Source organism: Paraburkholderia sp. Ac-20347 (genome assembly GCF_017104805.1).
Lineage (GTDB): Bacteria > Pseudomonadota > Gammaproteobacteria > Burkholderiales > Burkholderiaceae > Paraburkholderia > Paraburkholderia tropica.
The window spans coordinates 1-11,310 of the sequence record NZ_JAAGPN010000260.1 but is presented as its reverse complement, the minus strand read 5'-3'; the positions used below and the strand labels follow the sequence as shown (position 1 = coordinate 11,310).

At 66.0% G+C, this 11,310-nt stretch carries 9 protein-coding genes; 1 reads left to right on the top strand and 8 read right to left on the bottom strand.

The features are described 5' to 3' along the window. Positions 1 to 111: 111 nt before the first annotated feature. Positions 112 to 942 (bottom strand): SPOR domain-containing protein, encoded by an 831-nt coding sequence (locus tag G3N97_RS31575; protein ID WP_065062313.1) that lies wholly within the window; start codon positions 940 to 942, stop codon positions 112 to 114. 127 nt (positions 943 to 1,069) lie between these two features. Next, a complete protein-coding gene (argS, locus tag G3N97_RS31570; protein ID WP_205996865.1) occupies positions 1,070 to 2,863 on the bottom strand; it encodes an arginine--tRNA ligase in 1,794 nt (597 codons plus the stop codon). A 411-nt stretch (positions 2,864 to 3,274) separates the two neighbouring features. On the opposite strand from argS, the gene G3N97_RS31565 reads away from it, so the two are divergent. Then, the gene (locus G3N97_RS31565; RefSeq protein WP_065062041.1) at positions 3,275 to 3,601 is read left to right on the top strand and encodes a DUF1840 domain-containing protein; all 327 of its coding nucleotides are present in this window, start codon (positions 3,275 to 3,277) and stop codon (positions 3,599 to 3,601) included. 158 nt (positions 3,602 to 3,759) lie between these two features. On the opposite strand, the gene G3N97_RS31560 is transcribed toward G3N97_RS31565, so the two are convergent. The 6 genes from G3N97_RS31560 to G3N97_RS31535 form a co-directional block, all read right to left on the bottom strand. Then, entirely contained in the window at positions 3,760 to 3,969 is a 210-nt protein-coding gene (locus tag G3N97_RS31560; RefSeq protein ID WP_205996864.1) for an acid-shock protein, read from the bottom strand. A 280-nt stretch (positions 3,970 to 4,249) separates the two neighbouring features. Next, positions 4,250 to 6,988 (bottom strand): methionine synthase, encoded by a 2,739-nt coding sequence (gene metH, locus G3N97_RS31555; protein WP_277397814.1) that lies wholly within the window; start codon positions 6,986 to 6,988, stop codon positions 4,250 to 4,252. A gap of 47 nt (positions 6,989 to 7,035) precedes the next feature. Beyond that, complete coding sequence (locus G3N97_RS31550; RefSeq protein WP_205996862.1) at positions 7,036 to 8,118, bottom strand: homocysteine S-methyltransferase family protein; 1,083 nt, start codon at positions 8,116 to 8,118, stop codon at positions 7,036 to 7,038. A gap of 281 nt (positions 8,119 to 8,399) precedes the next feature. Then, positions 8,400 to 8,657: a DUF3567 domain-containing protein gene (locus G3N97_RS31545; protein ID WP_065062046.1), complete on the bottom strand. Its 258-nt coding sequence runs from the start codon at positions 8,655 to 8,657 to the stop codon at positions 8,400 to 8,402. 167 nt (positions 8,658 to 8,824) lie between these two features. Continuing rightward, positions 8,825 to 9,613 carry a 3-oxoadipate enol-lactonase gene (gene pcaD / locus G3N97_RS31540; protein ID WP_205996861.1) on the bottom strand — a complete coding sequence of 263 codons (789 nt, stop codon included), beginning with the start codon at positions 9,611 to 9,613 and terminating at the stop codon, positions 8,825 to 8,827. 487 nt (positions 9,614 to 10,100) lie between these two features. Further along, positions 10,101 to 11,310 (bottom strand): DUF3108 domain-containing protein (locus tag G3N97_RS31535; RefSeq protein WP_205996860.1); only part of this gene is annotated, 1,210 nt, incomplete at its 5' end.

The window sequence follows — 11,310 nt, the reverse complement described above, 5'->3', positions numbered from 1 at the left end:
TGCTGGATGAGATCGCGCCGCGGGCTGCGCGCTCCGCCCGTGGCGCTTGCGCACGCAACGGTGCGGACAGCGCGGGGAGCGAAGCGCGCGGCGGCGCGGCGCGGACGGCGGTTACTGCTTCGAGAAACGGATGACGGCGGTGTCGATACCGGCGTCTGACAGACGTTGACGCGTCGAGTTCATGTCGTCGAACTTGGAGAACGGACCGATGCGCACGCGGTAGTACGTGATGCCGCCCGCGTCGCGCTGCGTGACCTTCGACTCGAAGCCCTGGAAGGCGAGGCGCGCGCGCTGCTGCTCGGCATCCGACGAGGTCTTGTACGCGCCCACCTGCAGGAAGTAGCCGGTGTTGGCGTCGGCGGCCGACGGCGCGCCGGAGCCGGGCTGCGCGGGCTTCGCGGCGTTCGGCGCCGGAATCGCGTTCGGCGACTTCTGCGGCTGGTTGTTCGCGAGTTGCTGCGCGGGCTGGCTCGACGGCTGCGGCTTCTTCGCGGGCTGCGTCGTGTCGGCCGTGTTGCCCGTCGAGGGCTTCGGCGCGACCGCGACGCCGTTGTTGGCGGCGTTGTTCGCGCTGTTGTCGGTCGAACCCGACGGCGGCACTTCGACGATCTGCGGCTCGTCGAGCATGCCCGACGACTGCGACTGATTCGTGGTCTGGCCCGGCGCGGTGTTCGGCGGCGTGCTCTGCGCGGCTTGCGGCGTGACCGGCTGACCCGGCGTCTTGCCCTGCAGCGGACGGTTCGGATCGTATTGTTCGCTCTGGCTGGCGTCCGAAGCGGCCGGCGGCGCGACCTTCGAGACGAACGGCGTGGGCGAGCGCGTGATATAGAGCGCCACCACCACCGCGATCGCAAGGCCGACAATCAGGCCCAGCACGACACCGAGAAACGTACCCCCGGACTGTTTCGACTGCTGTTTTGTAGTGCGGCGCGGTTTTGCCATCGTCTGAATCACCTGCAAACAAGAGAATCCTGGAATGGCGCGCCCGCTCGCGGACGCGCCCCAAACATGTCGCTTCACGTGGTCATGCGCCGCGGCACAGCGCGGCGCAACGCATGCGTCAGTTGCGTTACATGCGCTCGGGCGCCGACACGCCGATCATCGCGAGACCGTTCGCGAGCACCTGGCGCGTGGCCGCGAGCAGCGCGACGCGCGCATCGCGCTCGGCCGCGTCGTCGACGAGAACGCGTTCGGCATTGTAGAACGAGTGGAATTCAGCCGCGAGTTCGCGCAGATAGAACGCGACCGCGTGCGGCGCGAGTTCGCCGGCCGCATGCGTGAGCATGTCCGGATATTCGGCGAGCTTGGCGATGAGCGCGAGCGCGCGTTCGCTCGACAGCGGCGCGAGGTCGATCTGCGGCAGCGCGTCGAGCTTGCCGCCGAACTTGCCCTGCCAGTCGCCGAGAATCGACGAGATGCGTGCGTGCGCGTATTGCACGTAATACACCGGGTTTTCGTCGTTTTCCTTCAGCGCGAGGTCGATGTCGAACACGAATTCCGTGTCGGCCTTGCGCGAGATGAGGAAGAAGCGCACGGCGTCGCGGCCGCGGCGGATGGTCGCTTCGTCGAGCTGATCCGGCGCGACGTCGCTGCCCGCGCGGTCCACATCGGCGCCGCCCGACCATTCGATCAGGTCGCGCACGGTCACGTAGCTGCCCGCGCGCTTGGAGATCTTCACTTCCTGGCCGTCGCGCATGACGGTGACCATCTTGTGCAGCACGTAGTCGGGATAGCCCGTCGGAATGCCGATGCCGAGCGCCTGCAGGCCCGCGCGCACGCGCGCGATGGTGCCGTGGTGGTCCGAGCCCTGAACGTTGATGACCTTCGTGAAGCCGCGTTCCCACTTGGTGACGTGGTACGCGACGTCCGGCAGGAAGTACGTGTAGGTGCCGTCGGACTTGCGCATCACGCGGTCCTTGTCGTCGCCGTAGTCGGTGGTCTTGAGCCACAGCGCGCCGTCCTGCTCGTAGGTCTGGCCCGAGGCGATCAGCGACTCGACGGTCTTCTCGACGCGGCCTTCGGTGTAGAGCGACGTTTCGAGGTAGTAGCGGTCGAACTTCACGCCGAACGCCTGCAGGTCGAGATCCTGCTCGTGGCGCAGGTAGGCGACGGCGAAGCGGCGGATTGCTTCGAGGTCTTCCGGATCCTTCGCGCCGGTGACGGGCGCGCCGTCCTTGGCCGCGACGGTTTCGCCCGCGAGGTAGTCGCGTGCGATCTCGGCGATGTATTCGCCGTTGTAGGCGGCTTCGGGCCAGCCTGCGTCGCCCGGCTTCAGGCCGCGCGCGCGCGCCTGGGTGGAGACGGCGAGGTTGCCGATCTGCACGCCTGCGTCGTTGTAGTAGAACTCGCGGTGCACGTCGTAGCCCTGCGAGCCGAGCACGTTCGAGATGGCGTCGCCGAGCGCGGCCTGGCGGCCGTGGCCGACGTGCAGCGGACCGGTGGGATTGGCCGAGACGAACTCGACCAGCACGCGCTTGCCGGCTTCGCGCTGCGAGCGGCCGAACGCGGCGCCTTCGGCGAACACGGCGCCGAGCACGGCGCGCTTGGCTTCGACGGTCAGGCGCAGGTTGATGAAGCCGGGGCCCGCCACTTCGGCGTCGGCGATCAGACCGGCGGCGGCGGGCAGCGCCTTCACGGCGTCGACGATCTGCTGGGCCAGCGCGCGCGGATTGGCGCGCAGCGGCTTGGCGAGCTGCATCGCGACGTTGCAGGCGACGTCGCCGTGCGCGGCGACCTTCGGACGCTCGAGCGCGATCGTGGGCACGACGAATGCGGCTTCGGTCGCGCCCTCGGTGGCCTTCGCCACCTGGGCGACGGCGTCGGCGAGCAGAGTCTCCAGGGTGTGTTTCTGTGCGGGCAGCATGCTTGTTGCAGGTCCTGTGCGGGTAGTTGGGTGCGGGGCCGGCCTGCATGGAGCGCGAAGGCCGGCGCGTGCCGTCGAATTCGGGTGAGGGCGGGGCGTTGCCGCCGGCCTTTGTCAGCATTCAGGCCAGCGATTGGCTGGCTGTCCGGCGACCGTCGCGTCAGGCGCGCGCGTCGCGCGCTGGCCGTGGCGCTCTGGCTGGCCGGACAGGGCCGCGCCCTGCGGGTAATTCCGTCCAGACGGATTTTAGCAGGTGCTAATATGTGAAATGAGAAGCCCGGCACACCCGGGCTCGCCAGTCTCGCTTTTCCGCTGGCGCTTCTCCGGTTGCAGGGCGCCAGTTACAGCGGGCGCCGGCAACGGCGTCCAGCCCAGGTCAAGCGGACATCAAAAATCATAAAGGGAACAGACATGCTGGTTACATTCAAATGCCACGCGTCGCCTGACGTGACGATGCTGGAAAATCTCGCGCAATATCTCCTCGGCATCATCGGCAAGCGGCTCGGCGAGCGCGGCGTGATCACGCACGAGGAACTCGACACGGCCATCGGCAAGCTCGAAGCGGCGATCGCCACCGACAAGAAGGATCGCGCCGAACACGAAGGCCATTTCCACGAAGGCGAGGATGGCTACGAGCATCACGAACTGCCGCCGGGCCTCGCCCAGCGCGCGTTCCCGTTCCTCGACATGCTGCGCGCGGCGAAGAAAGAAGACAACGACATCGTGTGGGGCATCTGACGCACGTTTGCGCGGACGGTCGCGATCATCGAGCGTGCTGAGTTTCGAAGCCGACGATGTCGTGCGGTGTGTGTGAGTTGCACGGTGAACTGCAAAAAGAAAGAGCCCGCTCGATGCGGGCTCTTTGCTTTTTCAAACGCGGGCGCGCGTGACGCCGCTTACTCGCTGGCCGCTGCCGGCGCGGTTTCGGCGGCCGAGGCCGCGCCTTTCTTGACCTTCTTTTTCTTCGGTTTCTTCACGTGCTTTTCGGTGGGCGCCGAATACGACGACACCGCGCTCGACTCGTGAGGCGCGGCCGGCTGGGCGAACGACGGCTGCGCGAGCGCCGCGACGCCGAAGGCGGTCAACATCAACATCAGCTTCTTCATACGATTCTCCAAAGGCGATTTTTTTAAGGACTTGCTGATGATCGAGCCGGCGCGGCGCCGGACGATGCGCGCCGCCGCGTTTGGCCAAGGGTGAAGCGCTGCCATCTTACAAAGCCGAAAAATGACGCGCGCGTAATATTCAGCCTATCGAATGGCATATGTCGGCTGGCTGCAACGGACGCGTCCGGGGCTGGACAGCCGCGGCGCGCGGGCCGGGTCACAGCGATCCGCCGTGACCCGCCGTGACCCGCCGTGATCCGCCGCAATCGCCGACTCACCTTCAGAGCAGCGGCGCGAGCGCGCGGCGTGCGTCCTCTTCGGAGAGCGCCATGCGGCGGCCGAAGTCCGCGAGCTGGTCCTGGCCGATCTTGCCGACGGAGAAATACGTGCTGTCCGGATGCGCGAGATAGAAGCCCGAGACGCTCGCGGCCGGCAGCATCGCCAGCGATTCGGTCACGCTCATGCCGATCTCGTTCGCTTGCAGCACGTCGAACATGTCGCGCTTGACGAGGTGATCCGGGCAAGCCGGATAGCCCGGCGCCGGGCGGATGCCCGCGTACTTCTCGGCGATCAGCGCGTCGTTGTCGAGCGTCTCGCCCGACGCATAGCCCCACAGGTCGCGGCGCACGCGTGCGTGCATCGCCTCGGCGAACGCTTCCGCGAAACGGTCGGCGAGCGCCTTGAGCATGATCGCGCTGTAGTCGTCGTGATCCTTCTCGAACTGCGCTTCCTTCACGTCCACGCCAATGCCCGCGGTGACCGCGAACATGCCGATGTAGTCGGCCTTGCCCGAGTCCTTCGGCGCGATGAAGTCGGCGAGACAGCGGTTCGGGCGCATCACGCCGTCCACCACCGGACGCACCGACTGCTGGCGTAGATTGCGCCAGGTCATCGCGACTTCCGTGCGCGAATCGTCGGTGTAGATCTCGATGTCGTCGTCGTTGACGGTGTTGGCGGGCAAAAGCGAGATCACGCCGTTCGCCTGCAGCCAGCGGCCCTGGATCAGACGCGAGAGCATCGACTTCGCGTCGGAGAACACCTTGCGCGCCGACTCGCCGACGATCTCGTCGTTGAGGATCTGCGGATACGGACCGGCCAGATCCCAGGTCTGGAAGAACGGACCCCAGTCGATGTACTGCGCCAGCTCGTTCAGGTCGTAGTTCTTGAACACGCGGCGGCCGATGAACTTCGGCTTCACGGGTTCGAAGCCCGTCCAGTCGATCTTCGTCTTGTTGGCGCGCGCGGCTTCGAGCGTGACCATCGGCTGCGCCTTCTTGTTGGCGTGCTGCTCGCGAACGCGGTCGTAATCGGTCTTGAGTTCGTCGATGTATTTCGCCGCGCCTTCGTCGGACAGCAGGCTCGACGCCACCGAGACCGAGCGCGACGCGTCCGGCACGTACACGACCGGGCCTTCGTAATGCGGCGCGATTTTCACGGCCGTGTGCACGCGCGAGGTGGTCGCGCCGCCGATCAGCAGCGGAATCTTCTTCACGCGGAAGTAGTCGTCGCGCTGCATTTCGCTCGCGACGTAGGCCATCTCTTCGAGCGACGGCGTGATGAGGCCGGACAGACCGATGATGTCCGCGCCCTCGACCTTCGCCTTCGCGAGGATCTCGTTGCACGGGACCATCACGCCCATGTTGACCACTTCGAAGTTGTTGCACTGGAGCACGACCGACACGATGTTCTTGCCGATGTCGTGCACGTCGCCCTTCACGGTCGCGATGACGATCTTGCCCTTCGCGCGCACGTCCGCGCCCGATTCGGCGAGCAGACGCTTTTCTTCCTCGATGAACGGAATCAGGTGCGCGACGGCCTGCTTCATCACGCGCGCCGATTTCACCACCTGCGGCAGGAACATCTTGCCCTGACCGAACAGGTCGCCGACGATGTTCATGCCGTCCATCAGCGGGCCTTCGATCACGTTGATCGGACGGCCGCCGCCGCCCATGATCTTCTGGCGCGCTTCCTCGGTATCTTCGACGATGAAGTTCGTGATGCCGTGCACGAGCGCATGCGCAAGACGCTTCTCGACGTCCTGATTGCGCCACTCCAGGTTCTCTTCCTTCTTCGCCGCGCCGGTCTTGAACTTGTCGGCGATTTCGAGCAGACGGTCGGTGGCGTCGTCGCGGCGATTGAGCACCACGTCTTCGACGCGCTCGCGCAGTTCGGCGTCGAGATCGGCATACACGCCGAGCTGGCCCGCGTTCACGATGCCCATGTCCATGCCCGCCTGAATGGCGTGGTAGAGGAACACGGTGTGGATCGCTTCGCGCACCGGGTCGTTGCCGCGGAACGAGAACGACACGTTCGAGACGCCGCCGCTGATCTTCGCGTGCGGCAGGTTCTGCTTGATCCAGCGCGTGGCTTCGATGAAGTCCACCGCGTAGTTGTTGTGCTCCTCGATGCCCGTGGCGACCGCGAAGATGTTCGGGTCGAAGATGATGTCTTCGGGCAGGAAGCCGACTTCGTTCACGAGCACGTCGTACGAGCGCTGGCAGATCTCGATCTTGCGCTGATACGTGTCGGCCTGACCGGTTTCGTCGAACGCCATCACCACGGCCGCCGCGCCGTAACGGCGGATCAGCTTCGCGTGATGGATGAACGGCTCGCGGCCTTCCTTGAGCGAGATCGAGTTGACGATGGCCTTGCCCTGTACGCATTGCAGGCCCGCTTCGATCACGTCCCACTTCGACGAGTCGATCATGATCGGCACGCGCGCGATGTCGGGCTCGGACGCGATCAGATTCATGAAGCGCACCATCGCCGCTTTCGAATCGAGCATCGCCTCGTCCATGTTGACGTCGATGATCTGCGCGCCGTTTTCGACCTGCTGGCGCGCGACCGCGAGCGCCTCGTCGAACTGGCCGTTGAGAATCATGCGCGCGAACGCCTTCGAGCCGGTCACGTTGGTGCGCTCGCCCACGTTGATGAACAGCGTGCCGTCCGTCACGTTGAACGGTTCGAGGCCGGAGAGTCGCAGGGTATGGTCAGTCATGGCGGGGGACCGGGTCGTCAGGGTTCGTCGGTGTGTCGTTCAGGGTAGCGGGAGGGCAGCGGCGCGTCTTATTCGACATCGCGATACTGACCCGGCCAGCGGCGCGGCTTGATCTCGGCGAGCGCCTTCGCGATGGCCTCGATGTGCTCGGGCGTGGTGCCGCAGCAGCCGCCCGCGACGTTCACGAGACCGGCCGTCGCGAACTCCTTCAGGAGCCCCGAGGTGTCGGCGGGCAGTTCGTCGAAGCCGGTGTCGCTCATCGGATTCGGCAGGCCCGCGTTCGGGTAGCACGACACGTAGGTGTCGCACAGCTTCGCGAGTTCGGCGATGTACGGGCGCATCAGCGCCGCGCCGAGCGCGCAGTTCAGGCCGAACGTGAGCGGCTTCGCGTGACGCAGCGAATTCCAGAACGCCTCGACGGTTTGACCCGAGAGAATGCGGCCCGAGGCGTCGGTGACGGTGCCCGAGATCATGATCGGCAGGTTCTCGCCGGTGTCCTCGAACAGCTGGTCGAGCGCGAACAGCGCGGCCTTGGCGTTGAGCGTGTCGAAGATCGTCTCGACGAGGAACAGATCGCAGCCGCCGTCCATCAGCGCCTTGGCCTGCTCGTAGTACGCGCGGCGCAGTTCCTCGAACGTCACGTTGCGCGCGCCCGGATCGTTGACGTCGGGCGAGATGCTCGCGGTCTTCGGCGTCGGTCCGATCGCGCCCGCGACGAAGCGCGGCTTGTCGGGCGTCGAGTACTTGTCGCACGCGGCGCGCGCGAGTTTCGCCGACTCCACGTTCATCTCGATGGCGAGTTCGCCCATGCCGTAGTCGTCCTGCGCCACCGTGGTCGCGCCGAACGTGTTGGTTTCGATGATGTCCGCGCCCGCGGCGAGATACTGGTCGTGAATCTCGCGGATGATCTGCGGCTGCGTGAGCGAGAGCAGTTCGTTATTGCCCTTGATGTCGCGCGGATAGTCCTTGAAGCGCTCGCCGCGATAAGCGGCTTCGTCGAGCTTGTAGCGCTGGATCATCGTGCCCATCGCGCCGTCGAGAATCAGGATGCGTGCAGCGAGCAGCGCGGGCAGCGCGGCGCCGCGCGTGTAGCGGGTGGGCGCGGAGGTGTTCGCGGCGGGACGCGAAACGGTGTCGGCAGGCTGGTTCATGGGTCGCGAGCGGGCGTGGAGCCGGTTGGACGGGGAAACCCGTTATTGTAGCCGCAGCCGGGGCGCCGCGCTGACGCGCAAGGCCCGCAGCGGGCTTTGGGGCGAGGGCGCGCGGGAACGTGGCGGTAAAGCGCGAAGGTGCGGATATGCGCGGATATCCGCGCGGCTGACGCCAACCCGCCGGACAAAGAAAACCCCGCGCGACCGCGAGGCCAGGCGGGGTTTTCCGAGCGGGGTGCCGCCGCTGCGCGACGCCGGTTCGCGGCGACGCGCTCAGAGGGTCAGTGGAGCACCACGGGTTGCTGCATCAGACTGTCGAACTGTCCGAGGAATTCGTCCACCTCGTCGAGCGACTGGTCTTCCTCCATCAACTTCTGTACGTCTTCGCGAAAACGCGCGGCCATTGCGCCGTCGATGAAGATCTCGCGACGCGAGTTCTTGTCGACGATCTCGTACCCGCCCGAGCGCATGGCGACATGGCCGTCCTGCGGCGGGAACTCGACAACGCAATAATTCGGACTGTTGTAGATCATCTGCATGGCGACACTCCTTTTTCCTGTGCTCCCTCACTGCTTGAGTTGATACATGGAGCGTTCGTTCTGGAATTCAAGGGGTGGGTCCCACTGCACCTCTTGTTTTCGACTGCTCTCCCTCGGGGTTCCGTCTGTTTCAGTCTGTGCTTCGTGATGCTACCGGGTGCAACTTCTTAGACCTGCTGGCGAAGAAACGTTTCAAGCAAGGCCGCGAATCGTTGTGACTCCTCTACCGGGGCCAGATGCGCGGCGTCGAGCAATTCGTAGCGTGCGCCCGCGATGGCCCGCGCGAGCGCTTCGGTGTGTGCGGGCGGCGTGCCGCTGTCGTGACGACCCGCGACGACGAGCGTGGGCACGTGCAATTGCGCGAGCCGTTCGTGCACGTCGAAATCGCGTAGCGCCTCGCAGGCGCGTGCATAACCTTCAGCAGGCGTGCGTAACAACACGTCGCAAACATGCGTGACGGTATCGCGATGCGTCTCGCGGAAATTCGCCGTGAACCAGCGCGCCATTGTCACGTCGGCGAGCGTGCCGATACCTTCGCGGCGCACGAGCGCGGCGCGCTCGTTCCAGCTCTCGCGCGCTTCGGGCGCGGTGCGGCTCGCGGTGTCGCAAAGCGTGAGTGACAGCACGCGTTCCGCGTAATCGAGTGCGAACTGTTGCGCGATCATGCCGCCCATCGACATGCCGACGAGATGCGTCGCGCGAATGTCGCGATCGTCGAGCAGCGCGGCGAGATCGGCGGCGAGTTCGCGAAAGCCGAACGCCTCGTGCGCGACGGCGCTGCCGCCATGGCCGCGCACGTCGTAACGCAGCACGCGATGACGATGGCGAAAGTGCCCCGCAAGCGCATCCCATACCGTGAGATCGCCGCCCAGCTGGTGGATGAACGTCAGCGCCGGGCCACCGCTGCGGTCTTCGAAGACGTAGCGCGTATCGATGCCGTTGACAGTCGCTTGCATGCGTTCCTCCTTCACCGTAGTGGGTTGGGAGTCAGGCTGATTGCGAGGTACTGCCCAAACGCACGGTTGCCGCAAGCGGCGCGCCTGAAAGCTGCGCGCGATGATGCCGACCGGCGTTCATGGCGCTATCCGTGATGCATCGCGGACGTTCGTAAGTTTCTTGCCGTTATGTGCGACGGTTGTGCGTGACGCTGTGTTCCGTGTTGCGTACGACACGGCCTCCCTCGAGCCGTTTCTTCAGTCCTTTCTGGTGCTCGCCTTGCAGTCGTTCTGCGTGACTTCGCGGGACGCCCGATGACGTGTGCCGGGCGCTGCGCCGCGTGGGCGGCAGGCGGTGCATAGCCGTCTGCGCGCGTGGCCAAAGCGGGTCGCTTTGCCGATTCCAGTATGCGCTATTTCCCAAAACCGTGCGGAAAGAAGGGCTGCTTTCGCGGCGTGCGCGCGACTTCTTTGTGACGCAATGTGCGTTGACGCGCGCAACGGCGTTTCAGGGATGAAGCGGAGCGTCGGCGGGCGGCAGCGTGGGCGTTGCAGGCGATGACGACTCGGGCGCTGCCGAGGGCTGCGGAACGGTTGGCGCTTCGGCTGGCGCGGCGTTGCTGTTCTCGCTGCCCTGTGCCGTGGGCGTGGCTGCGTTCGAAGCGTCCGGTGCGGCCGGCGCGGCCGGATTCGCGGGCGCGGCGTTGGCGGGCGGCGCATTCGTCATATCGGTCGAAGGCGTGGAGGGCGCGACCGTCGGTGCTGCGTTTGGCGATGCTTCCGGCGCTGCATTCGGCGCTGCATTCGGCGATGAATTCGGCGCAGCGTTGCTTGCTTTGTCGCCGCCCGGCGGCACCAGCGCGCCGCGCCAGACCAGTTCGAATTCGTTGCCGTTCGGCTCCGTCTGCATGATGCGCACGGGCAGCCAGCCGAGCGCGGGCGCGAGCCAGACGTCGATGCGGCGCTTGTCGCCGTCATGGCGCGGCAGGCGCATGAAATGGCGCGCGGTCACATAGCCGTGATCGGTGCTCACCGTTTCGTCGCCGATGGTGGTGATGGGCCAGGTCTCGCCGCTGTCGTTGTCGGCGACGTAGAACTCGCGCGTGACGCCGGGCTTGTACGTGTCCGGATCGCCGCGCACGAGGCTCGCGAGCTGCATGACCATGCTGAAGCGGTCCTGCGCGCCGTCGGGCAGCGCAAGCGAATTCGGCGTCCGCGTAAAAACGATCTGCTTCTGGTCGCGATTGAACACGGTGACGTCGGCGGGACGGCGTCCGCGTTTCTCGATGTACTGATCGGGCGCGAGACCGAACGGATCGACGTGACCCTTGCTGGTCCAACTGAAGGTGCCGACGAAAGGCAGCGGCACTTCGACGACCATCTCGTAGTGCTGGCCGTCGCTCTTCCAGTGGATCGTGCCGGGCTGATTGCGCACGCCGTTATAAAACGTGTCGTACTGCAATTCGCCCGACGGCGGCACCGAAAACTTGAGGCCGTGCGAAGCCTGCGCGGCTTGCGCCGACGGATTGTTGCCGTTGCCGCCGCCCTTGGCCGCGGCGGTCCCGCTCGCGCCGGTCGCGGCGCTGGCGGCCGAAGCCGCCGAAGCGTCCGAAGCGTCCGAAGCTGCATCCGCGCTCGATGCCGGCGTTTCGGGCGCGGCGGCGACTTTGGGGTGCGGATGAGGCTGCGGCGGCGCGACGGCCTGCAGCGTGTGCGGA